The following is a 22,437-nucleotide window of genomic DNA, read 5'->3' on the forward strand; positions in this document are numbered from 1 at the left end:
ACCGGGCTTTTCTGGCCGAGGTCAGGCCGCAGTTTTCAGAACCCGAGACGCCGTGTCGAGTTCAAGCAGCCGGCGAGCCTCTTCGAGCGCGGTCTTTGAATCCTTCTTGTCCATCTGGGCCAGCGTCAGCAAATTCGCGATCCGCTGCTCGCGCCGCATGCCTGAGACTTCGTCGGCGAATTCGATCATGGCGATGACACGCGCATGAGCCCGACGCCCGCGGGCATCGTTGCTCGCGTCGTCGGCCTCGACGTCACCCAAAATGGCGATAGCTTCCGCCAGTCGCTCGTTCATGTATTTCTCCCCTATATATACGTCTTTGTGCAACAGAAAAGTCGTTTCCCCTCGACGATTCTGTTTGATTGCTTTATCGAACCATAGGCGGTTGAGGCCAAAGTTGGAATAGCAGACTGTAATTTACGTCATAGTGACCTTTATTACAAAGACGGAGTGAACTCGCAGGTCACAAAGCTATGGCCGCTTCCGGCGGCCCTGGTATCAGGGGAAGCCACACCCCCTTGGCAGAAGCATCGAACTGTGCCACGTTGGAAAGTGGATCTACCAACAATTCAAGGAGGGCGATCCGGATGCCCAAGACAGATAAGAGCGGGAAGCCGAAGAAGAGCGAGCTTCCCGGCACTCTCAAGCGTTCCGGCAAGAAGGCCCAGAAAACCTTCGCTGAGGCTCATGATTCGGCCGCCGAGAGCTATGGGGACGAGGAGCGCGCACACCGTGTGGCCTACAGCGCCCTGAAGCACACCCACGAGAAAGTCGGCGACCATTGGGAGCCCAAGGAGAAGGCCGGGCCCTCGGACAAGCAGGCCAAGGGAGGCAAGGACACCTCCCGAAAGACTGCCGGCGGCGTGGATGCCAACGCCTCCAAGGAGCACCTGTACGACCTGGCCAAGAAGCTCGACGTGCCGGGACGCTCCAAGATGAACAAGTCCGATCTGGTCGACGCCATACAGAAGGCAAACGACAGGGAGACCAGGAAGTCCCGGTAGCTACTTGCAGGTAAGCATCACCTGACGCCGTGCGTCCCCTTGTCGGTTGCGACGTGATCATCGATTCCGCTTCCCCAGCGGTAGAGGCGCATCGCCCAGTAACCAGCCGCGCCCATCACCAGGAAGCCACCGACACCCACGACGGTCAGCTGTGTGGCAACGCCGATGATCAACAAGACCAAACCGATGATCCAGGCAAGCACCGCCAGAACAAGCTGTCCATGGTCGGGTCCTAAAAGATCGGACCGCATTATCTGGGCGAGTTCCGGGTCCTCGGCGGCCAACTGCAACTCCAGCGCATGAAGCTGCTCCCGCTCCTCATCCGACAGCGGCATAACGCACCCCCTTGATCAGAAGTCCGGAGAAACAAAAGCGCCGGCCGATGAAGGCCGGGCTTTCGCCGGTATAGCTATCATCCGCTTCTAAATCGGAAATTGCTAGTTTTAGAGCGTGCTTTCCCTACTAGCTGATTCCAAGCAGTCATAGGGACACAAAACAGCTGCTTTCAGGAGGAGGAAGTCCTCACGATCGGCAAGCGGTCAAGCCGCTGCCGTTGGCGCCGTTCCGGTATCCGCCAGTGCTGCCATCCCCTCCATCATCGCCAGGGCCAAGACATCCTCAAGGTCCTTGAATTTAGCCTCTCCGGCAACGTTGTTGAGCTCTTCGCGGTCCAACAGGTGGTCGTAGAGTTCGGTGATGTCGGTGCCGAAGTACCTCGTCAGGCGTCCTGCTTTGGTCAGCACCGAGCGGGTACGAACGGGGCCCGGCAGCCCGGGAAGTCCGAACGGCTGGTCCTCCTCAATGATGAGGGCGTCCCGAACCGAGGCGGCACTCCGCTCCAGCAACGGCAGCAGGGATGTGCCTTGGATTCCCCTATACAGGTGTGTTCCAGTGAGCTCCATCAATGTGGGTGCGAGATCCGCAGTGGAGACCAAGGCATCGGTGCTGCCCGGATTCATGCCGGGGACTTTGATCGTTAGGGGCACGTTGGTGACGGCCCGGTAGTGGCTGAAGTGCTTCAGCATCAAACCATGATCCCCGAAAAGGTCACCGTGGTCGCTGGTAAAGACAACAATCGTGTCCTCAGCCAATCCGTTGTCATCGAGTGCTGCAAGGATCCGGCCGATCTGCTCATCCATCAGCGTGATCAAACCGTACTGGGCAGCGACGGCCTGGCGGTACTGCGCCTCATCGGCGGCGAAAGTCATAGTGGGGTCTTCATTCGGTTCGCCGCGGCGGTCGAACATCCGGCGGATGTGCGATGGGGACTTGGCGTGGTCCTGGTAGAACCCGCTGGGCAGCTCCACCTCATCCGGAGAGTACATCTCCGCGTACCCTTCCGGCGGTGAAAACGGATGGTGTGGATCCGGGAAGGAGACGAACATGAAGAACGGTTCCGCAGATTCGGCGAACCCGGCCAGGTGCTCCTCGGCACGTTCGCCCACATAGGAGCTTGGATGCAGCTCTGCCGGGATGCCGGTTTGGTACACCTGATCCCAGGTATCCAGACGCTTCGGAGCGTTCTCGGCACCGCCGACCGCCACAGGGTCGATGCCACGTTCACGTGCCCAGTGCACATAGTGCCCACCCGGACGGTCGCCATGCCCGATGACCAGGTCCACGTGCTGGTAGCCGTAGTACCCCTCGGGCAGCGGAATGAAGCCCTCCGCATGCGCCGCCGCATTTTCCCACTGGTCCCAGCCTTCCGGGCCGGACCGCGTGCGGGCATCGGAGGACCGCGGATCCAGCAGCAGCGGGTCCGTGGCTTCGATCTCGGCACGCTGGATGGGCTCAAAGTCCCACCCCATGTTCTGGTGGTGAAGTTTTCCTACGGCCCGAGTCAAGTACCCGCCGCAGGACAACTGCTTAACCAAATTATTTGCGTCCGGGTCCATGGTTATCCCGTTGCAACGTGTGCCGTGCGTCGACGGCCATCGGCCGGTCAGCAGGCTGGCGCGGTTGGGCATGCACGTGGGATTGGTGACGGTTGCCTCGGTGAATACCATGCTTTGGGCGGCCAGCCTGTCCAAATGCGGAGTCCGCACCACTTGGTTGCCGGCGAAACCCAGATGGTCGGCACGCAACTGATCGGCGATGATGACCAAAACATTGGGCCGCCGTGTCTCCCCGCCGCTCATGCGGGCTTCCGGATCATCGACAGAACATTGGTGCGCTGGTCCGCGAATTCCTTCAGTGCACGCGAGGAAATCTGGTCCCTCGGCGCCGGCAGGTCGATGCCGACCACGTCCAGCACCCGGGCGGGCTTGGCGCCAAGCACCACCACACGGTCGGAGAGGTACACGGCCTCATCGATGTCGTGCGTGACCACCAGGATCGTCATACCGAAGTCGTCGCGGATCTTCAGGCACAGGTCTTCCAGCTCGAAGCGGGTCTGCGCGTCCACCGAGGCAAACGGCTCGTCCATAATCAGGATTTCGGGCCGGTACGCGAGGGCCCGGGCGATGGCCACTCGCTGCTGCATACCGCCGGAAAGCTGCCACGGATATTGGTTCGCGGCATGTGTCAGCCCCACAGCTTCAAGTGCCGTGTCGATGCGCTGGTTCAGCTCGGCTGCCGGCAGTCGCAGGTGGCGCAGCGGCAGCCGGATGTTCTTGCGGACGGTCAGCCAGGGCATCAGGGACCGGCTGTAATCCTGAAAGACCAGGGCCATCTCGGCGGGCGGACCGTCGATTTTCCGCCCGTCGATAGCGGCGGCTCCGGAGGTGACCGGCTGCAGCCCAGCCAGGCACTTCAGCAGCGTGGTTTTGCCGACGCCGGACGGACCTACGATGCACACTACTTCGCCGGTGTTCACGGTGAAGGTCAGGTCCTCGATCACGCATTTGGCGGACGCGCCGCTGCCGTAGGTCTTGGACAGTGCTGTGACTTCGAGCCGGGGCAGAGCGGCAGCTGCGTTGCGGACGGTCATCGGGTCCTCCTGGACGGTGTGCCGGCCTGCGGTGCGCCGGTAGCGGTTAGGGGCAGTCGCGGTCATGAGTTAGCCAATCGTCGGGAGCCTGCATGCCAGGCCAGAATGCGGTTCTTGAGCAGTTCGAAGACCAGGTTCGCGCCGAACCCGATCACGCCGAGCAGCAGGATGCCGGCCCACATGTCCGGAATCATGAAGCTTTGCTGCGCCAGCAGCGTCATCGCGCCGATGCCCTCGGAAGAGCCCAGCATCTCGGACGCAATCATTACGATGAACGCTACCTGCAGGCTGACCTGCATACCGGAGGCGATCTGAGGTCCGGCCGCCGGCAGATAGACCTGCGCGAGCTTTTCGCCACGGGTCAGCCGATAGACCGAGCTGACGTCTTTCAGTGTGGTGTCCACGCTGCGGATTCCGTCCACGGTGGCGATCAAGGTCGGAAACAGGGCCGCCAGGGCGATACTGGCCACCCGCATCTCGATTCCAAAACCGATCAGTGAGATGAAGATCGGCACCAGTGCCACTGGTGGAATTCCCCGCAGGAAATGGATCACAGGATCCAGCGCCCACCGGGCGACCGGCACCAGCGCGGTGACAAAGCCAATAACGACGCCGGCAACGGTCGCCACAGCGTAGCCAAGCAGCAGGTTGCGCAGACTGAGCAGGATGTCCGAGCCGAAGTGGTCGAACAGCCAGAGCTGGCGGAAACGGATCATGATGGCACTCAGTGGCGGGAAGAAGGTATTCATCGAGTTGGCCGAGGCCGCCCACCACGCGGCCACCAGCAGCACCGGGGTCGCTATGCCTAGGGACCAATTCAAAGCCTTGCGTTTCATCACAGGACCACCTCCCGGTAGGACTCGTGCCAATGGAGAAGCCGGCGTTCGGCCAGCCGCGTGGCGCCCTGGAACACTAGGCCCAATAGACCCAGGACCAATACCAGCGCGTACAGCACCGGGAAATCGCCGGCAGCCTGCGCCTGGTAGATGCTTTGGCCAAGTCCCGGCCCGCCGCCTAGCAGGCCGGCGACGACCGCCACGACCAGTGCAGCCGGGGCCGCCACGCGCATAGCGGTACCGATAAAGGGCATGGCGCCAGGCAGCGTGACGCGCAGCAGGATCTCGGCATGGCCCATGCCGTAGGAACGGGCTGTGTCCCGTGCTACCGGGTCGGTGTCGTGTACCCCGGCGACGGTCTGCATCACGATCGGCAGGGCGCAGCCAATGACAACCAGGACCCAGGACATCTGCGCCGTTGGCCCCAGCACCAGCACTACCAGGGGCAGCACCACAATCGGCGGAATGGGCTTCAGGAACTCCAGCACTGCCATGGTCGCGTAGCGCACCGGCCCGAAACTGCCGATCAGCAGCCCGGCGGCAACACCGGCGACGGCGGAAATTGCCAGCCCGCCGAGGGCAATCAGGATCGTGTCGGCCAGGTCCGCCCAGAAAGTCCCGGTGGCCAGCAGGGCGGCCAGTTCGGCGACGGCATGACCCGGGGCAGGCAGAGCGCTGCCGTTCATCGGCCCGGTGGCCACGAATTGCCACAGGAGCAGCGCCCCGGCAATCCCCAGCGCACCTACCGCGGCAGGTTTGATTTGTGTTTTCACGGTTACTCCAGGATTTCCGCCAGGTTTACTCGGACAGGAACAGGCTTTGGTCCAGCTTCGGCTCCTCGGCAAGGAATCCGAGTGCGGTCATCCGGGCTGCGGTCCGCTGGACGTCCTCCAACCGCACTTCCACGGGCCAGAACGGGGTGGCGCCAGCCTTGACGGCTTCGAGTTCCAACCCGGTGATTTCGGCCGCCTGCTTCTGGGACTCGTCCAGGTTGTCGTTGGCGTACGCGTTGGCCTTATAGATGGCGCGCTGGAAGCCCAGCAACTGGTCCTGCTTGGACTCCGCCTGCGCGGATCCCGCTACCCAAAGGCCAATGGCACCTTTTTCAAAGAACTCGACGCCGGGCGAGGCCAGGAGAGTGTTGCCCGCAGAGGCGGCCTGACCGGTGAACGGCGTGACCAACGAGGCTGCATCGATCCGGTCGTCTTTGAGAGACTGCAGAGCGGAGGCCGGATCCAGCACCATCCAGTTCACCTTGGCGGGGTCGCCGCCGTCGTCCTTCACCAATTGGCTGACTGTTACTTCGAGCTGTGCCCTGCGGGCAGGCACAGATACCCGCTTGCCCTCCAGATCCTTGGGCGAATCAATTCCACTGTCCGCTGCGACGTAGAGCCCGGTGTCGTCCACTTGGCTCAGGTCTTCCTGCTCAAGCGCATCGTCAGGGTAGCCATCGGCGGCGGCCGCCACAGTCAGCGGCACGCCTTGGCTCTTGGCATTGAGCATGGGAATCGACGGGGTATACGTCAGGTCCAGTTGGCCGCTTTGGGCGGCGGCAATGCCTGCCGGAGGATTGGCGACGACGGAAACTTCGACGTCGATGCCTTCCTCGGCGAAGTAGCCCTTGTCAATGGCGGACTGGATGGCCGCATCGGCGGCGATGCCGATGGTGCCGACTTTCAGCGTGGTTTCGTTGGCGCCGTCCGCCGCCGCCGGTGGCGATGACTCGGAGCCGCAGGCAGTGAGGCCCAGTGCCACCGTGGCGGCGAGGGCGAGGGGAAGCTTGAAACGCATGAGTTCTCCTTGGTTGAGGATGGTTCTTCGAAGTTGCAGTTGGAGACGCAGTGTCAATTGGTCCGGCTACAGGGTCAGCCCGGCCGCCGGCGCCATAGAAGGTTCGTGGACAATCTGTCCGCCGCTGATGGTCCAAGCGACGTGGCGTTCGAGCAGGGCATCCGGTTCGGAATCGGCAGGCCAGGGCGCGTCGAGGATGCAGAGGTCCGCCGTCAGCCCGGGGCGCAGGGTTCCCTTGAACTGTTCCGCGTGGTCCTGCCAGGCTGGTTGCGAGGTCATCGCCGCCAGTGCCTGGACCAGACCGAGGCCTTCGCCGTCGTCAACGGGTTCCGGATGGTCGACGGTTGAGCGGGTCACTGCAGCCAAAATGGTCCGCCGCCAGTCCGTTGTGGTCACCGGCGAATCCGAGGCAATGTTGAACCGGACTCCTTGGCGCGCGGCCGAGCGCAGCGGCTGGTGCCGGCGGAAACGTTCCGGACCCAGGATGCCCTCGAGCAAGCTGCCTCCGCCAGACCGGATCATCGGGTTAGTGCTGTAGCCGATGCCGTGTTCCGCCAAGCCGGTTAACGACTGGTTGGAAGGAAAGGAACCGTGGATGACGTAATGCCGGTTATCCCCCGGCTGGATTGCCTGCGCCCGGATGACGGCGTTCATGGCTGCCTCCGTTGCGGCGTCGCCGGTGGCATGGATCCCGGCCTGCAGGCCTTCGGAGTGAATAAGCCGGACAATCTCATCCAGCTCGGCGGAACGCTCGGCGTCGGTGTTACCCGCGATCACCATCGAGCCATGGGTGCAGGCGTGGCCGTAGGGTTCGGTCATCCAGGCCGTTCCGCTGCGTGGGGTACCGTCAGCGAAGACTTTGACGCCGGCGATCCGCAGCTGACTGCTGTCGATGCCGCGCTCGGTGTAGGCCCGGTGCAACCCGGATGCCAGGCCGTCGCGGACCAAGCCTGCGCTGATCCCCCCGGTGCCGGCGAAGAGGAGCAGCGTGTTGATGCGCAGGGTGAGCTCCCCGGAGAGCGCCAGATTCCCCAGCAGGTCGAGTGCTGCCGTAGTGCAGGAGCCGTCCAACAGTCCGCCTGCGCCGGGACCAAGGCCCGGCTCCGTCAGCGAAGTGATGCCTTGGGCATGCAGGACCTGCTGGAACCTCAGGGCAGCATCGCGCATGACCGGAACCGGCAGGGCTGGCAGCGCTCGGGTCATCAGTTCCATGGCGGCGTCGATCAGGCGGCCGGTCGGCGAACCGTCCGCATCCCGTTCGATGACACCTCCTGTGGGAGCTGGAGTGGAGACCGTGATGCCAGCAATTTCCAAGGCCACGCGGTTCGCGAGGAGCTGGTGGCCGGTCTGGTCGAAAACCACCACGGGTGTACCGGGCTTGCAATCGAGGATCAGTTCCGGGCCGCCGGGGCCCAACACCAGTTCATCCCAGCCATGTGCCCTGACCCATCCGTCGGCCTCCGGGCGGGCCTGCTCGATGATGCGGCAGACGTCCTCCCACCGGGCCGCCGCATCGCTGCCGACACGTACATACCCAAAGCGCACCATGGAGGAGGCGATGAAGTGCAGGTGCGCATCGTTGATGCCCGGGAGCAGTGCGCCGCCGTCGGCGTCAATTATCCGCGTACGCGGGCCGATCATCCCCAGCACGTCTTGCCCACCGATCGCATGGATTCGACCACCGGAAACGGCCACGTTGGCAGCATCGGAGGAACCGTTGGGAAGCGCTCTTCCCGGCACAGTTGCATTGATGACCACCATGTCTGCGGCTGCTGCCCGCTGCTCCATTCGGCACTCCTTATGTGATGTGCATTACCGTCTGGAATAGTATGTCGCATGACTTGGTCATTTGACCACCTTTTTTCTAAAGTTGTTGATAGCTTCGTTCAGGTGGGTGCCTGAACGCCCCAAAAACAAGACCTGGGCGGTTCCCGCCTAGGATGGTTCTACCTAACTGGAGGTGAATGCATTGGCCCGAGTACCCACTGCGGAGCGACGGTTGCAGTTTGTCCGGTCAGCGGCGAAAGTCATCGCCCATGACGGACTGGCGGCAGCGACAACCCGCCGGATCGCGGCGGAAGCGGAGGCTCCGCTGGCCTCTCTGCACTACTGCTTCAGGAGCAAGGACGAGCTGCTGCAAGAGGTCTACTACTACCTCAGCCGCGACTACGCCCAGTCACTTCCGCCGGTAGCGGTTTCAGGCGCGGGTCTCACAGCGGTGGTGCGGGCACATGCCCGACGTGTCTGGGAACGCATGCTCGCCGAGCCGCACGAGCAGGTGACAACTTTCGAGCTTTTGCTGCGCCGTTTCCGGGTCGACGCCGAGGAAGAACCCCGGGCGCTTGCCATGAACCGGTCGATGTATGAGGGCTGGATTAAATCCACCTGCGAGCTGTTCGAAAATGCGGCAGTCGACGCGGGCGAGGAGGTTCCGGCCAATCTGGAGCTGTCAGCCCGGTTGTTTATTTCCGGCATTGATGGCATCAGCATGCAACATCTGGCGGACCCGGACACAGAACGCTCTACAGCGCTGGTAGAAATGCTTGCGGAGGGCGTGACCGGATCTTTCACTTACTCCCGGAAAACCGGAAAAGAGTAGGTCCGGCCCAAGGCCACTGGCTATCCTGACGCGGCGACTGGCGGTTATGCCTCCTTGAGGCGCGGGTTAGCCTGCCGTCCGGAAACCGCAGTTGCTACTGGCTGAATCGGGGCTGTTGGAGCTGCGGGCGGCCACCCGGTAGCGGTTGCAGTACGAGTCGTGGCAGAGGAACGACCCGCCGCGCATGACCCGGCCGCGTCCGATGGTCGGGCCCTGCGGATTCGCCGCCGGTGCATTGCGGTAATACTTCGGGAGGAACCAGTCGCTGCACCACTCCCAGACGTTGCCGCTGACCTCGTACAAGCCGAAGCCGTTAGGCGGGAAACTTTGCACCGGAGCCGTGCCAAGGTAACCGTCCTCAAGCGAGTTGACGCGCGGGAACTCGCCCTGCCAGATATTGCAGAAGTGTTCTCCGGCCGGCCCAACCAGCTCATTCCCCCAGGCATAGCGCTTCCCCTCCAGTCCGCCGCGTGCGGCGTACTCCCACTCGGCTTCGGTGGGCAGCCTCCGGCCGGCCCACTTGCAGTAGGCGTCAGCGTCGTTCCACGACACCTGCACCACAGGATGGTCCGGCAAGTCCTCCCAGCTGGAGAGCGGACCGGTGGGATGTGCCCAATCCGCCCCGCGGACGTTCAGCCACCAGTGTGCCCCTTCCACGTCGCCCAGCACGTCCTCCGGTGTGGCTTGAACCTGGAGATGGAACACAGCGGAGGTGCCGAAGCGCTCCGATTCCGTTCGGTAGCCTGTGGCCTGGACAAACCTGGCGAATTCCGCATTGGTCACGGCAGTCGCATCGATCCGGAAAGCGTCCAGCGCCACGTCGTGAAAGGGAGTTTCGCCGTCGGTGGGGTAACCCTCGCCAAAGTGGTCCCCCATCCGGAAGCTGCCCGCAGGCAGCAGCACATCGCCGCGCTCCGGATTCTCTGGCCGTTCGGCACTCTCGATGCCTACCTCCGCTGCGGCGGAACCGGCGTCGTGCACAAAGTCATCCAAGGCTGGCCGCGATGGACTGCCGCAACAAGACACAGGAGCTCCTTCCCGGTTGCCTGATTTGTATTAAAAGGTACCGCGCCGGCTCCTAGCGGGCAGGGTCCGTGGCCGGTACGGGAGTTTCGGCAGGCTTCGCGACATCCTCGATGTACCGCGGGCGGTTGATCATGACGGCTCCCGTCATCATGACCAGCAGGCAGACGCCGAGCATGGCGAAGGAAGCGTTCCAGTTGCCGGTAGCCTCTCGGACAACACCGAACAGCAGCGGGGCGATGCCGGCACCGGCGTAGCCGATGCCCTGGCTGAAGCCTGCAAGAACAGAGGCGCCATGCGTGGTCCGAGAGCGCAGGTTCATCATCAGCAATGCGGTGGCGAAAGTGCCCTGGCCCAGTCCGGCGAGGGTGATCCACCACCAGGTGCCGTCCATCGGCGCGAGGAACAGGCCCAGGTGTCCGCCGGCCCAGCACGCCGCGAAGATGCTGATGGCGATGATCGGGTGGCGCATGCGGGGCACGATCAGCGGCACCAGCAGGCTGACCGGCAGGCCGAGGATCGCGAAGTAGGCCAGGGCCGATCCCGCTACCGCCGCGTCCACGTTCTGCATGGTGAGGTATGGCGGCAACCAGGTGAAGTAGACGTAGGTCTGGGCAGAATTGCCAGCCAGGAAGATAGCCAGGCCCCAAGCCACCGGCGAGCGCCAGGGATTCAGATGCTCCGGGGTGGGCTTGGCCGGCGGCATCTTGACCGAGCTCGAAGCGGACGTTGAGGCAGGCAGCGAATCCGACGTCGACGGCGCCACGGGATTTGTGTGGGCGGCTGCGGCCGCGCCGTCGTTCTTCTCTCGTTTTGCCCGCCGGTCGTGCAGCAGCTGGGCTGCCCACGGCACAAGCACCAGCGCGCTGATCGAAGCCCAGACGCCGATGGATACCCGCCAACCCGCGAGGTCCGCCACGGGCACGGCCAGCTGCGGACTGGCGGCAGTCCCAACCGCGAGCAGCGTGACATAGCCGGCCGTGACCACGCCCATTCTGTCCGGGAAGTACTTCTTCACCAGAGGCGGCAGCACCACGTTGCCGATACCGTAGCCCGCCATGACGACGGCGGAGAGCCCCAGGAACGGCCATACCTCACCCATGAACGCGCGCCCCACCTGCCCGGCAACGGCCAGCAGCACTGCGAGCGTGAGGACCTTCTCCAGTCCCAGCCGCCTGATCAGGATGGGCGTGCCCAGGCCGCCGGCGGCGAAGATCAGCGGCGGCAACATCGCCAGCAGACCAATGGTGGCGGCATCGAAACCAAGCTCAGGGCTGACCGAGCCAAGCAACGGCGGCACCACGGAGACGGCGGCGCGCAGGCTCAGCGCCATGATCAGGATGCCCAGCAAGGCCCCGATCCGGCCGCGCCACGGCTTGCGCAGGAAGTAGTTAGTCACGCCCTAACCCTAGCCAACAGCGGAACCTGGGCGATTCATAAGACTCACCCGGGCGCCGCCGTCGGTAATGGGTCCGAGGGTGTCGCGGCCAATCCGACTTTCCGGCTCCCCTCGGACACCAAGGATCCAGCCAGCAACAATAGGGACAAGGCCTAGCCGCGTACTAATGTGCTGGTCATGCCAAAGTTCACCTGTGCAGATGGCCTTGCCATCACCTATCAAACCAGCGGCCAAGGCGCACCTCTCCTGCTGCTGAGCGGTCAGGGAAACGGGATGGGTTGGTGGGATCCGATCGTCGCCGATTTTGAGTCCGACCACTTGGTCATCCGCTTCGATTATCTGGGTACAGGGGGAAGCGATGCGCCCGTGTCCGGCTATTCCCTTGACAGGTTCGCCGACGATGCCACAGCACTGCTCGACCATCTGGGGATCGAATCGAGCGCTGTCTATGGCACGTCTATGGGAGGGAAGGGGGCGCAGCAACTCGCGCTGCGCCACCCTTCCCGCGTCAACTGCCTCGTCATCGGCTGCTCCTCCACTGGCGGACCGAACATTATCCGAATGTCCAACGAGATCAGCTCCCGAATCGCAGATCCCGCGACCAAGGAAGCAACCCTGACCAACCTGATGTATTCACCGAAATGGACGGCGGAGTACGCAAGTCCCTATGCCACCTTGGGCGAGGCAAGTACTCCCCAGGCACGGTTGGGACACCGGCGGGCGAGCAACGGTCACGACGCGTGGGACAAACTGGGCGCCATCGCGGTTCCCACGCTGATCCTGCACGGCAGCGATGACCTGATGGTTCCGCCAGCCAATGCCGATCTCCTGGCCGGCCGGATCCCCAACGCCCAGGTACGGATCATTCCCGGTGGACGCCACGCGTACTTCGAAGAGTACCGGGAGGTCGCCAGCCCGATCGTCCTGGATTTCCTGGCAGCGGTGTTGGCCATGCCTTCCGGCGACTCGAAATAAGCACTATTGGACTGCCCTCAGGCCAGCGTCTAGCGTAAGTCTTATGTCAGGCGAACCCGCTGAAAAATTACCAGCTAAGTCGACCAACAATCCGCTGCTGGTGCTGGGGAAAATCACCGCGATTCTCGATGCGTTCTCGCTGACCCGCCCGGTGCTGACGCTGGCCGATATCCGTGAGGCCACAGGCATGCCGACGTCCACCGTGCAGCGGCTGGTCACGAACCTGACGTCCCAGGGCTTCCTTGACCGCGAGGACGATGCCTACCGGATCGGCCTCAAAATGGCATACTGGGCGGCGCCGGCGACGCGCGGCAAAGCTGTTCTCGACGTCATCAGCCCGCTGCTGAAGGACCTGCGCGACACCACGGGCGAGACGGCCTGCTTCTTCCGTGCCGAGCAGCACTACCGCGTCTGCGTCGCTCTGGCGGAAACGCGGCACGCACTCCGGCGGGAGATGCACTTGGGAAAGATCCTGCCTCTGCATGCTGGATCGGCCGGGCGCGTGCTGCTGGCGTGGGATCCGGAGTTGCTGGCCGAGCTGGTCAAGAACCCGCTGCCGCCACTCACCGAGTCCACGATCACCAGCTCCGAAGACCTCGAGACGGTCGTAAAGCAGACTCGGACCGACGGTTTTGCCATCACGACCGATGAGCGTGAGACCGGGGCATCCGGTTTGTCTGCCCCGGTATTCGACTCCGCGGCGGGCCTGGTAGGTGCGGTGACCATCAGCGGCCCGACCATGCGCATGCCCCGGCAGGTCTGCGAGGACTGGGTCGAAACACTCCTGCAGACCGCCGAACGCATGACGCGGCTCATCGGCGGTCGCTTCCCCGGCGAGCCGAAGGCCTGACTGCAGAGTTTCCACGGCTGTCAGTCCGGCGCGGGTTACAAGTCCCTTAGAAGCTGTCCGGCGCGATCACAATGCCCATGCCCACGCCTGAGGGTTGACTGCATGCGGCGGGATGTTGCCTTCCGCCATAGCCACTGCATTAAGTGCGCTGAGCCTGGACATTTCGCTGCGCACGGGGACCGTGGCACTGCCGACATGCGGCAGCAGGACCGTGTTGGGCAGCTCGGCCAGACCTGCGGCCAGCCGGGGTTCGTCCTCGAAGACGTCCAGCCCGGCGCCGGCGATCGTGCCGTTCCGCAGCGCTTCCACGAGTGCCGCTTCATTCACAATCGGTCCGCGGGCAGTGTTGATCAGGATGGCGTCCGGCTTCATCCGTTCCAGCACCTCCGCACCCACCAGATGCCGGGTCTGCTCATTCAGCGGAACGTGGACGGAGAGGAAGTCGCTGTGCTCCACCAACTCGGACCACGGTACCTGCCGGGCTTTGCCGGCGAATTCTCCCAGCTCCTCGTCGCTGACAGGCCGGTCCCCCGGCGGCCGGGGCGCGAAGATCACTTCCATGCCGAAGCCCAGCGCGCGCCGGGCTGTGGCACGGGCAATCCGGCCGAAACCTGCCAGCCCCAGCACGCGGCCGGACACATCGTGGCCGAGCATCAGCTCGGGCTCCCAGCCATGGAACTTCCCCTCGCGGACCAGCCGGTCCGCCTCCACTACCCGGCGCGCAGTCCCCAGGATCAGCAGCAGCGCGATGTCCGCCGTCGCGTCCGTGAGCACTCCGGGCGTATTGCCCACCATGATGCCGTTGGCCGTGGCTGCGTCCACATCAATATTGTTGTAGCCCACCGCGTAGTTGGAGACGCCGCGGACCCGGGCGCGGGACATCAGCGGCGCGTCCACGTGATCCCGCAGTTGCGTCAGCACGACGTCGTAATCGCCGGAGGCGCACAGCTCTCCGAGCGTTTCGTAGTCCGGAGGCTCGGGTAAAACGGTGACCTGCCCGGCTGCCCCAAGCAACTCCAGACCGGGCGCGGGAATCGGCATGGTGACGAGGAACCGGGCGCCCATTCAGAGGCCCTTGACGCACGCGGGTTCGCGGTCCGAGGCGATAACCCATTCAAAGGCCTCTGCCTTGGACCGGGCGCCCTGGGCAGATTTGGACCGGTTGGGCTCACCCAATTCCGCCAGCAGTTTTTCGGACAGGTCGACCAGCCCGCCAAAGGTGGCCGGGCTGAGCCACTCGGGCCGGGTGGCGAAAAGAATGTCCTCGCTGGAGGTGTTTCCGCTGGCACCCGGTGCAAAAGGGCAGCCGCCCAGTCCGCCTAAGGCCCCATCCACCAGCGTTGCGCCGGCCGCGATGGCAGCCAGGGTGTTGGCGACGCCGAGTCCCCAGGTGTCGTGGCCGTGGTAAACGATCCGCCGTGCCGGCGACTCCTCGCGGACCCGGGAGATCAGGCTGGCTACCTGCGCCGGGACCGCCTGGCCCAGGGTGTCGCAAATAACGACGTCGCAAGTGCCTTCCGCCCTCGGGTCGTTGGCTATGGCCAGTACGCGTTCCTCGGGGACGATCCCCTCGAACGGGCAGGTGAAGGAGGTGGCGATGCACAGCTGGATCTGCCCGTCTACGGCCAGGGCATGTGCCACCGCTTCGGGCAGCGCGGCCAGGCTGGCGTAAGTGCTGCGGCCGATGTTCGCCTGGTTATGGGAGTCCGAGGCCGAGAGGCAGTACTGGAAGTTCCGTGCTCCCGCCGCGGCGGCCTTGGCTACATGTCCCGGCGTCGCCACCCAGATCCAGCACTTTTGAAGCTCCTCCGCCGTCAGGGCCTGCACCACTTCAAGCGTGTTGGCCATTGTCGGCACCAGATCCGCCCGTGCCATGGAGCCCAGTTCGATGGACGGCACGCCCAGTCGCAGCAGTTCGCGGACGGTCTCGACCTTGCGTTCGGTGGAGAGCATCTTGCCGGTCAGCTGCAACCCGTCGCGCAGTGTGACGTCCCGCAGTTCCGCGTGGGGTTCCAAGGTGAAACTCATGCCTGCACTGCCTCCTCGCGGCTCGAGGCCGCATTGATTTGTTCCGTGTCCATGCCCAGCAGTCCGCCGAGGACTTCGTCCGTATGCTCGCCTAGATCCGGGCCAAGGTTGCGGATAGGCAGCGACTGCCCGCCGATCACCGGCACGATTCCCGGGAAGCCAACATCGGAAAGCAGTTCCTCGCCCGTGGACACGTCGAATTTCTGGATCATGTTCCGTGCCGCGTACTGGTCATCGGCGACGATATCCGCCGCAGTGTAGATGGGGCCGGCCGGAACCCCGGCGGCGTCCAGCGCAGCGAGGGCGTCCGCCGCCGGGAGCGTGGCGGCCCATTCGCCGATCGCCGCATCCAGTTCCTCGCGCCGCGCCCAGCGCAGGGCGTTGGACTGCAGCCCGGGATCCGAGCCCAGGTCCGGGCGGCCGATGGTTTCCATATAGCGCAGGAAGATGCCATCACCGTTGCCGGCCACCACGATGCTGGCTCCGTCGGCGCAGACGTAGGCGTTGGAGGGCGCAATGCCTTCCATCCGGCCGCCGGTGCGTTCGCGCCGCACGCCGTAAGCCTCGTAGTCCGGTACGAGCGATTCCATCATCGAGAACATCGCCTCGTTCAACGCAACGTCGATAATCCGCTCCGGCAACGCAACAGCGGAACCTGAGCTCCGCCGTCGTGCTTCGCGCTGAAAAAGGCCCATTATGGAGCCGAAGGCAGCGTACAGTCCGGCGATCGAATCGCCGATCGAGACACCCACGCGCACGGGGGCACGGTCCGGATCCCCCACCAGGTTGCGGAAGCCGCTGTAGGCCTCGGCCACCGCGGCGAACCCGGGGCGTTCGGACAACGGACCGGTCTGGCCGAAGGCGGAGACACGCGTGATGATCAGTTCGGGGTTGGCCTCGTTGAGCACCTCGGGCCCCAGCCCCCACTTCTCGAGGGTGCCCGGCCGGAAGTTTTCCAGCAGGATGTCAGACTTGGCCGCCAGCTCCAACACCGCCTTGCGGCCCGCGTCCGTGCGCAGATCCAGCACCACCGACTTCTTGTTGCGGTTGATGGTCCGGTACAGCATGGAAGTGTCGCCCTTGTGCAGGCGCCAGTTGCGCAGCTCATCGCCGGTGCCCGGGCGCTCCACCTTGATCACCTCGGCGCCGAAATCGGCCAGCAGCCGTCCGGCGGTGGGGGCAGCAATGTAGTTGCCGAGTTCAAGAACGCGCACGCCGTCCAGCGGGGCGATGGGTGTCTGTGTCATAGCTCTTTCCTCAATAGTGCAGTACGTCTGGTGGCCGGGATCCGGGCTAGAAGAGCAGGCTCATCGGCAGAATCAGCAGAATTGCGACGACGGACGCCACCGACACACCGACCGTCACCGATTTCAGTGCCCCCCGAACGCTTTGGCCGAGCAGCGACTGCAGCAGCCAGAAGGTATTGCTGGTGACGTGCACCATGAACAGCGAGCCGGCGCCCGCGGCCAGCGCGATCAGGACGGGGTCGATGCCGATGGCCGGGGCGATCGGGGCCAGCAGGCCCGCTGCGGTGATCGCCGAGAGGGTCACGGAGCCGACGGCGATGTGGAACAGGGCGGCAATGCCCCAGACCACGAGCAGCGGAGCCACCGTGCTGGCGGAGAAGAAGCCGCCGAGGATGTCGCCCAGTCCGGCGGCGCCGACCGTGGCGGCCAGCGAACCGCCGACACCGGTCAGGATGAGGATCTGCCCGCTTTCCTTGAAGCCCGTGGCGATGGCCGTTTCCACACGCTTCTGGCCCACCGTGTACCGGCCCATGATGCCGGTGCCAATCAGGCCTATCAGCAGGGCAATGACCGGCTCGCCGAGCAACTGCAGCCACGCCATCTCGATCTTCAGGATTTCCAGGATCGCGCCGGCGCCGATAAGCAGCAGCGAGACCAACAGCGGAGCGAAGAGCACCAGCAGCGGGGCTTCACGTTCCCTGTCCGACTCGGCCACGGCGACGGAAGCGCCCGCAGGGACTGGTGCCGCGCTGGAGCCGTTGCCATTGGAGCGGCTCGGGACGCCCGCACCCTTCCGGGTGCTGCCGGTATCTGTGCCAGCCTCAGCCGTTTCAGTTCCGGCGGCGGAGTTATCGTCGTCGTCCTCGAGGTAGATGTGGTCCTCGTCCTTCTCTTCGTTCCAGAAGCCCTTGCGGAACAGGAAGGTCATGATGGCGATCGAGATGATGATGGTGGGGACGATCAGGATCAGGCCGAAGATCATCATCTTGCCCAGCGGCACGCTTAGCAGGCCGGCAAGGGCCAGCGCCGCGACACCCGGGACCATGAAGACGATGCCGCATTCGAGCGCGATCGCCATGGCCGTGGCCATCCGCGCCGTGCCCAGCTTGCCGATCCTCGGCGCCAGCTTGCGGGCCAGCGGCGCGGAAATTACCAGCAGTACGTCCAGAAAGATGGACTGCAGCGCGGTGCCGATGGCAAGTCCCATCGTGTAAGGCAGCCGATTGGGCCCGAAGACGTGCAGCAGGTGCTCTACCAGACGCCGGATTGCCCCGGTCTCGTTCAGGATCGAACCCATCAACACGCCGAAGGCAATGAGCAGGCCGACCTCGACCATAATCTCGCCGAAGCCGCCGGTAATCGTCTCCACCGTCTTGGTTACGCCGAGGCCGGCCGAGAGCCCCAGGTAAACGGAGCCGATGATCAGGGAGATGACGGGGTTGACCTTGAACCTGACAATCAGCACCACGGTGGCAAGCACAGCCACCGCAGTGTTGATCAAGATAGCCATATCTGACATGGGAAAGAATCCATTCAGTCGAGCCTTCTGCACTGAAGGCTGCGTACAAGTCTCGTTGTGATGGGAAGCACAACATCTGAACCCATATTATGGGTTCTGACTCATACTGCAAGACGAATAGGAGATTAAGACTTGCTCCGGTCAGCCCTTGAGCAGCATTGACGGCCAAGGGATTCTTCTGGCCCAAGATCAAGACTGTCGTTAAACAACCGTGCTTCCGGCCTCCTCTGCAAGCGATGCAGAGGACGCACGGAGGCACGGGAAGCAAGGGTGGAATGCGGAGCTGGCTGCTAGTTCAAGCCAGGGGCCGCGGTGGCGTGGAAGGACAGCAGACGATAACTGTTGTCATGACGAATCCATAGGGTGGTGGTCAGTGTCTGCAGCTGCCTGGTTTGCCCACCCTTGACCAAACTGACTCGCATCGTTCCCGTGACCCAAACCGCCTGGCCCAGGTTCTCCACCCGGGAGAAGTTGTGCAGGATACTGTCATAGCTGACTGCCCCGGATCCGAGCATCTCCAGCAGCGATACCAAGGTGTCCCGGCGGCCAGTCGAATGCACGTAGTCCAGCCGTTCATCACAGAGCCCGGCGACGCCTTCGAGATTTCCTGCAACCATATGGCTGAGTCGCTCCGCCTCCACTGATTCAATAACTGCACGAACGACGCCGGTGGTCGCCGGCGTCGTTCCTTCCGACAGGGCGGTAGCTACGGTCTTCACCAAATTCACCGTCGCGGGTTAAGCCCGCGCTCCGGTTCTATAGTTCCTGTGCCGCCTGCCCCGATCCGGTGCAGTTTCGGGTCAGCTGGATCGAAGGCAGCCACTGCTGACCCGTCCGCAGTGCGGGCTGAGCCTTCGCTGACAAAACCCAGCAGCAACGAACGGAGCTCTCCCCCGGCCGACTCGAACACCTCGTCGGCCACGCCGTTAAGCATGGGCGCATCGTGCCATTGGTGTCTGTTGCCGAAGACGAAGGGCACGTCAAAACAATGCGCACTGCGGGCTCCTTCGAGGGGGCTGCCGACGTCGAACCGAGCAACGGTAGTTGCGATGCCGGCCGCGGTAGCGTGCTCAGCGAGCTCGACGGCGGTGAGCCGGAACTGGTGCAGGGTCATGGCCTCCACCAGCTTGGCGTGGTCCGTCTCCCCAGGCAGCGCCTGGTCGAGCCACCCAAGCGTCGCAGCCACGTCCTTGAAGTGGGCCGCCACGAAGCCGGTGAGCTGCTCGCGCCCCACGGCCGCCACCGGAAGTGGCTTGAGGAACGCCGCCGCCTCGTCCTGCGTAGTACTGAGCAACAGTGACGAAACGTGCATGCGCCGGACGGCCGCCGCGAAGTCGAACAGGTCAGCGGGAACCTCGTCGCCGGCGGCGGGCATGAACCCCAGTCCTCGCCCCGCATACGCTTTGGATACCGCACCCTGCGCCTGCAACAGCGCGTCGACCGGAACAGTTTCCAGACCGGTGTCCTGCACCTCGGATCCGGCCTCTCCCAGTGACTGGCCGAATAATGTGCAGCGCTCGGCATACTCGGCAGAGGTGAGCGGCGGCTGCCAGGCTAGGCTGAGCAGCGCTGTCCGGTTGAACAGCCCTTCGGCCTCGTGCAGTTGGCTCAGCAGGTAGGCGTAGAAAGCTCCGGCGGATTGCCCGGCCAGGGTGATGTCTTCGGGATCACCCCCGAAATCCGCAATGTTGCGGCGGACCCACCGGAGCGCCTGCAGGATATCCCCCACCGGAAGATTCCTCGCGCCATCACGGCCAGCGGCAAAGGCCAGAGCGCCCAACCGGTAATTGACCGTGACAACCATGCAACCGCCCTCGCGGGCCAGGCGTTCGCCGTCGTACCAACGGACGGTGCCGGCACCGCTGATGAAGGCGCCGCCGGGTAAGTAGACCAGCACAGGTGCATCTTGTGCCCCCTCCGGAGCCCAGATGTTGATTTGGAAGGCATCTTCACTCTGCGGCATTTCCATCAAGGCGGGCCCCAACAGCCAGTCCAGCGAGCCGGGCGTCTGTGGGAAGACTGTCGGCGCAGACTGTACCCGCAGCGACGACGGAACACCCAGGGCGCTGAAACGGTCCGCCGGATCCAGCCGCGCCCCGTAGTGCACGCCAAGGACACGGACGACGCCGTCGGAGACATCCGCCCCGAACCCCGCCAGCTTCAGGGGTGAAGCAGGGGTGGCTGCCTGCACCGCAATCGGGCTGGTGCCGGGCCCCGTGCCGGGTCCGGCAGCCAGTTCGGTGGCGCCGCTCATGCCAGCTTGTTGTAATGGTCGGTCTGCACTTCGCGGGTGATCTTCCAGAAGTCCACTACCGGGAACGGCCAGATCTGCGAGACGCGGCCGAACTTGTTCTTGTACCAGGTCTGCACGCTGGGGTGGCCCCAGGCCTTGGTGGCATTGGCGGCGTCGATCTCTTCGACGAACTCATCCAACACTTCCTGTTTGAGGTCCAATGCCTTCAGGTTCTCCTGCAGCACCAGGCGCAGCGCCTCGAGGATGTACTCAACGCCGTACTCAATCATGGAGTACAAGCTGCCGTTGACCACGTGGCCGGTGTTCGGTCCTGTCACCATGAACAGGTTCGGGAAGTTCGGCACAGTCACGCCGGCAAAGGCCTTGGCGTCCCCGCCCCAGTATTCGTGCAGATCGGCGCCGTTGAGCCCGGTGAACTTCAGCGGTTCAAGGAACTCAGATGCCTGGAATCCGGTGGCGTAGATGATCATGTCCACTTCGTGGAGCACGCCGTCCTTAGTGATAATGCCTTCCGGCACCATGCGTTCCATGCCCTCAGTGACCAGCGCGGTCTGCGGCTTCTTCAGGGACTGCGCCCATACTCCGTTGTCACGCAGCATGCGCTTGCCACCGACAATGTAGTCCGGCGTGACCTTGGCCAGCAGGTCCGGGCGGTCGTGGTACTGCTCGGCGAGCATCTCGGTCAAGGTCTGGCGGACGCGCTCGTTCACGGCCGAGACGCTGCCGGGCTTGTCCCAGCCGGGCTCTGCCACGGTGGTGTGCTGGCGGCCCTCAACACCGAGCCAATGCTGCCACAAACGCAGCCACTGCCCGTAGTGCGGGAGCTTCCGGACCAGCCACTGGACCGATTCAGGCATGTCGTCGTAATAGCCCTTGGTGGGCAGCATCCAGGGCGAGCTGCGCTGGATAACGGTCAGCGAAGAAACCTGGTCCACAATCGCGGGCACAATCTGGTACGCGCTCGCCCCTGTGCCGATGATGGCCACGCGCTTGCCCGTGACGTCAATACTGTTGTCCCACTCTGCCGAGTGCATCTGTATGCCCGCGAAGTCCTCGCGCCCGGCAACGTCCGGATACTTGGGCCGGTCCAACTGCCCGACGGCGGTAATCACCGCGTTGAATTGGCGTACCTCCGGCACCCCGTCGCGGACGGTAGCAACGCTCCAAAGGCCGGTCCCGGCGTCGTACTCTGCCTTGGTGACTTCGGTGTTGAACTGGAGGTGATCCATCAGCCCGCCGCGCTCGGCAACCTCGCAGGTGTACTTGTAGATCTCGTGGCCCTGGGAGAACTGCTGGGGCCAGTCGTCACGCTGGGCGAAGGAGAAGCTGTAGGCATAGTTGGGGGTGTCCAGCCGAACACCTGGGTAGGTGTTCTTCCACCAGGTGCCGCCGACGGTGTGGCCCTTTTCGAAAACAGTGTGCGGGATCCCGGCCTGCTTCAACCGGTAAGAGGCGGCCATGCCCGACACGCCGGAGCCAATGACGGCGACCTCAAATTCACGCCCGCCGGCAACCTCGGCAAAGTTCCAGTCCGGCTTGCCGCTCTTGCCTTCAACCAGCGCCATTTCATGCATCAGCATCGGGTGGTATTCGGGATTGGCCTCATTGGTGATCCAGTTCAGGATGTCCGCTGCCTGCTCCTCCGTCAGCGTCCCAACGCTGGTCAGGTTCTGGTCACGGACCTGCTTGAGCGCTTCGAACGCAAGCTCGCGTGCCTTCGACTGAGTCTCCGGGCTCATGCCTCCGTGCGGAGTGCCGATGATGTCAGCAAGCGGCTGCGGCGGACGCAGGTCTTCACTCAGCAGAGAGAAGTCCCTGGTCACAGCGGCCAAAGCCACCATCAGCGCAGGAAGGTCGCTCGTTTCGACAATCCTGCGCAGGAACGCATCGTCCTCGGTGATGGCTTCGTAGTTCTCTCGCCAATACAGGTCATCGACGGCGAGGCTTTCGCGGACCTCGGTGAGTGAGTTGGTCACGGCGGCT

The 22,437-nt window shown here is 63.9% G+C and carries 21 protein-coding genes; 4 read left to right on the forward strand and 17 right to left on the reverse strand.

The window, feature by feature from the left end; genetic code table 11:
* Positions 1-21 precede the first annotated feature (21 nt).
* Positions 22-294 carry a hypothetical protein gene (locus tag J5251_RS01125; RefSeq protein ID WP_139004338.1) on the reverse strand — a complete coding sequence of 91 codons (273 nt, stop codon included), beginning with the start codon at positions 292-294 and terminating at the stop codon, positions 22-24.
* Positions 295-587: 293 nt separating this feature from the next.
* Here J5251_RS01125 and J5251_RS01130 point away from each other — a divergent pair, with 293 nt between their 5' ends.
* The gene (locus J5251_RS01130; RefSeq protein ID WP_139004337.1) at positions 588-1,004 is read left to right on the forward strand and encodes a ChaB family protein; all 417 of its coding nucleotides are present in this window, start codon (positions 588-590) and stop codon (positions 1,002-1,004) included.
* A gap of 17 nt (positions 1,005-1,021) precedes the next feature.
* Here the strand turns inward: J5251_RS01130 and J5251_RS01135 are convergent, their stop codons facing one another.
* The 7 genes from J5251_RS01135 to J5251_RS01165 all read right to left on the reverse strand — a co-directional run bounded on the left by J5251_RS01135 (position 1,022) and on the right by J5251_RS01165 (position 8,348).
* Positions 1,022-1,339, reverse strand: coding sequence for a DUF3040 domain-containing protein (locus J5251_RS01135; protein WP_139004336.1), 318 nt, complete (start codon positions 1,337-1,339; stop codon positions 1,022-1,024).
* Positions 1,340-1,543: 204 nt separating this feature from the next.
* A complete protein-coding gene (locus J5251_RS01140; protein ID WP_139004335.1) occupies positions 1,544-3,142 on the reverse strand; it encodes a sulfatase family protein in 1,599 nt (532 codons plus the stop codon).
* Positions 3,139-3,933 (reverse strand): ABC transporter ATP-binding protein, encoded by a 795-nt coding sequence (locus tag J5251_RS01145; RefSeq protein ID WP_139004623.1) that lies wholly within the window; start codon positions 3,931-3,933, stop codon positions 3,139-3,141. The genes J5251_RS01140 and J5251_RS01145 overlap by 4 nt, the downstream gene beginning before the upstream one ends.
* Before the next feature lie 62 nt (positions 3,934-3,995).
* Entirely contained in the window at positions 3,996-4,769 is a 774-nt protein-coding gene (locus J5251_RS01150; RefSeq protein ID WP_139004334.1) for an ABC transporter permease, read from the reverse strand.
* Positions 4,769-5,542 (reverse strand): ABC transporter permease, encoded by a 774-nt coding sequence (locus J5251_RS01155; RefSeq protein ID WP_139004333.1) that lies wholly within the window; start codon positions 5,540-5,542, stop codon positions 4,769-4,771. Before J5251_RS01155 ends, J5251_RS01150 begins: the two co-directional genes overlap by 1 nt.
* Before the next feature lie 25 nt (positions 5,543-5,567).
* Entirely contained in the window at positions 5,568-6,560 is a 993-nt protein-coding gene (locus tag J5251_RS01160) for an ABC transporter substrate-binding protein (RefSeq protein ID WP_208574978.1), read from the reverse strand.
* 66 nt (positions 6,561-6,626) lie between these two features.
* Positions 6,627-8,348 (reverse strand): amidohydrolase, encoded by a 1,722-nt coding sequence (locus J5251_RS01165; RefSeq protein WP_139004331.1) that lies wholly within the window; start codon positions 8,346-8,348, stop codon positions 6,627-6,629.
* Positions 8,349-8,529: 181 nt separating this feature from the next.
* On the opposite strand from J5251_RS01165, the gene J5251_RS01170 reads away from it, so the two are divergent.
* Entirely contained in the window at positions 8,530-9,159 is a 630-nt protein-coding gene (locus tag J5251_RS01170) for a TetR/AcrR family transcriptional regulator (RefSeq protein WP_139004330.1), read from the forward strand.
* A 66-nt stretch (positions 9,160-9,225) separates the two neighbouring features.
* Here J5251_RS01170 and J5251_RS01175 read toward each other — a convergent pair whose 3' ends face one another.
* Both J5251_RS01175 and J5251_RS01180 read right to left on the reverse strand, forming a co-directional pair.
* The gene (locus tag J5251_RS01175) at positions 9,226-10,104 is read right to left on the reverse strand and encodes a formylglycine-generating enzyme family protein (RefSeq protein ID WP_240792994.1); all 879 of its coding nucleotides are present in this window, start codon (positions 10,102-10,104) and stop codon (positions 9,226-9,228) included.
* A 133-nt stretch (positions 10,105-10,237) separates the two neighbouring features.
* Positions 10,238-11,581 carry an MFS transporter gene (locus J5251_RS01180; protein ID WP_240792973.1) on the reverse strand — a complete coding sequence of 448 codons (1,344 nt, stop codon included), beginning with the start codon at positions 11,579-11,581 and terminating at the stop codon, positions 10,238-10,240.
* A 177-nt stretch (positions 11,582-11,758) separates the two neighbouring features.
* On the opposite strand from J5251_RS01180, the gene J5251_RS01185 reads away from it, so the two are divergent.
* Positions 11,759-12,556 (forward strand): alpha/beta fold hydrolase, encoded by a 798-nt coding sequence (locus J5251_RS01185; protein WP_208574979.1) that lies wholly within the window; start codon positions 11,759-11,761, stop codon positions 12,554-12,556.
* A 43-nt stretch (positions 12,557-12,599) separates the two neighbouring features.
* A complete protein-coding gene (locus J5251_RS01190; protein ID WP_139004327.1) occupies positions 12,600-13,406 on the forward strand; it encodes an IclR family transcriptional regulator in 807 nt (268 codons plus the stop codon).
* A gap of 66 nt (positions 13,407-13,472) precedes the next feature.
* Here the strand turns inward: J5251_RS01190 and J5251_RS01195 are convergent, their stop codons facing one another.
* From J5251_RS01195 to J5251_RS01225, 7 genes are all read right to left on the reverse strand, one after another.
* A complete protein-coding gene (locus tag J5251_RS01195; RefSeq protein ID WP_139004326.1) occupies positions 13,473-14,471 on the reverse strand; it encodes a 2-hydroxyacid dehydrogenase in 999 nt (332 codons plus the stop codon).
* The gene (locus tag J5251_RS01200; protein ID WP_139004325.1) at positions 14,472-15,434 is read right to left on the reverse strand and encodes a hydroxymethylglutaryl-CoA lyase; all 963 of its coding nucleotides are present in this window, start codon (positions 15,432-15,434) and stop codon (positions 14,472-14,474) included.
* Entirely contained in the window at positions 15,431-16,681 is a 1,251-nt protein-coding gene (locus J5251_RS01205; protein WP_208574980.1) for a CaiB/BaiF CoA transferase family protein, read from the reverse strand. Before J5251_RS01205 ends, J5251_RS01200 begins: the two co-directional genes overlap by 4 nt.
* Before the next feature lie 46 nt (positions 16,682-16,727).
* Positions 16,728-18,200, reverse strand: a complete 1,473-nt coding sequence (locus J5251_RS01210; protein WP_139004323.1) for a GntP family permease — start codon at positions 18,198-18,200, stop codon at positions 16,728-16,730.
* Between the two features lie 290 nt (positions 18,201-18,490).
* A complete protein-coding gene (locus J5251_RS01215) occupies positions 18,491-18,919 on the reverse strand; it encodes a nuclear transport factor 2 family protein (protein ID WP_139004322.1) in 429 nt (142 codons plus the stop codon).
* 5 nt (positions 18,920-18,924) lie between these two features.
* Entirely contained in the window at positions 18,925-20,454 is a 1,530-nt protein-coding gene (locus tag J5251_RS01220) for a carboxylesterase family protein (protein ID WP_139004321.1), read from the reverse strand.
* A complete protein-coding gene (locus tag J5251_RS01225) occupies positions 20,451-22,430 on the reverse strand; it encodes a flavin-containing monooxygenase (protein ID WP_139004320.1) in 1,980 nt (659 codons plus the stop codon). The genes J5251_RS01220 and J5251_RS01225 overlap by 4 nt, the downstream gene beginning before the upstream one ends.
* Positions 22,431-22,437: the final 7 nt, after the last annotated feature.

Source organism: Arthrobacter crystallopoietes, assembly GCF_017603825.1.
Taxonomy (GTDB): domain Bacteria; phylum Actinomycetota; class Actinomycetes; order Actinomycetales; family Micrococcaceae; genus Crystallibacter; species Crystallibacter crystallopoietes_B.

Excerpts from the sequence above, each read along its gene's own strand:
- J5251_RS01130 (WP_139004337.1), top strand. The coding sequence starts at position 588 with ATGCCCAAGACAGATAAGAGCGGGAAGCCGAAGAAGAGCGAGCTTCCC.
- J5251_RS01165 (WP_139004331.1), bottom strand. The coding sequence starts at position 8,348 with ATGGAGCAGCGGGCAGCAGCCGCAGACATGGTGGTCATCAATGCAACT.
- J5251_RS01210 (WP_139004323.1), bottom strand. The coding sequence starts at position 18,200 with ATGTCAGATATGGCTATCTTGATCAACACTGCGGTGGCTGTGCTTGCC.
- J5251_RS01200 (WP_139004325.1), bottom strand. The coding sequence starts at position 15,434 with ATGAGTTTCACCTTGGAACCCCACGCGGAACTGCGGGACGTCACACTG.
- J5251_RS01150 (WP_139004334.1), bottom strand. The coding sequence starts at position 4,769 with ATGAAACGCAAGGCTTTGAATTGGTCCCTAGGCATAGCGACCCCGGTG.
- J5251_RS01185 (WP_208574979.1), top strand. The coding sequence starts at position 11,759 with ATGCCAAAGTTCACCTGTGCAGATGGCCTTGCCATCACCTATCAAACC.
- J5251_RS01140 (WP_139004335.1), bottom strand. The coding sequence starts at position 3,142 with ATGAGCGGCGGGGAGACACGGCGGCCCAATGTTTTGGTCATCATCGCC.
- J5251_RS01190 (WP_139004327.1), top strand. The coding sequence starts at position 12,600 with ATGTCAGGCGAACCCGCTGAAAAATTACCAGCTAAGTCGACCAACAAT.
- J5251_RS01135 (WP_139004336.1), bottom strand. The coding sequence starts at position 1,339 with ATGCCGCTGTCGGATGAGGAGCGGGAGCAGCTTCATGCGCTGGAGTTG.
- J5251_RS01145 (WP_139004623.1), bottom strand. The coding sequence starts at position 3,933 with ATGACCGTCCGCAACGCAGCTGCCGCTCTGCCCCGGCTCGAAGTCACA.
- J5251_RS01220 (WP_139004321.1), bottom strand. The coding sequence starts at position 20,454 with ATGAGCGGCGCCACCGAACTGGCTGCCGGACCCGGCACGGGGCCCGGC.
- J5251_RS01205 (WP_208574980.1), bottom strand. The coding sequence starts at position 16,681 with ATGACACAGACACCCATCGCCCCGCTGGACGGCGTGCGCGTTCTTGAA.
- J5251_RS01195 (WP_139004326.1), bottom strand. The coding sequence starts at position 14,471 with ATGGGCGCCCGGTTCCTCGTCACCATGCCGATTCCCGCGCCCGGTCTG.
- J5251_RS01125 (WP_139004338.1), bottom strand. The coding sequence starts at position 294 with ATGAACGAGCGACTGGCGGAAGCTATCGCCATTTTGGGTGACGTCGAG.
- J5251_RS01160 (WP_208574978.1), bottom strand. The coding sequence starts at position 6,560 with ATGCGTTTCAAGCTTCCCCTCGCCCTCGCCGCCACGGTGGCACTGGGC.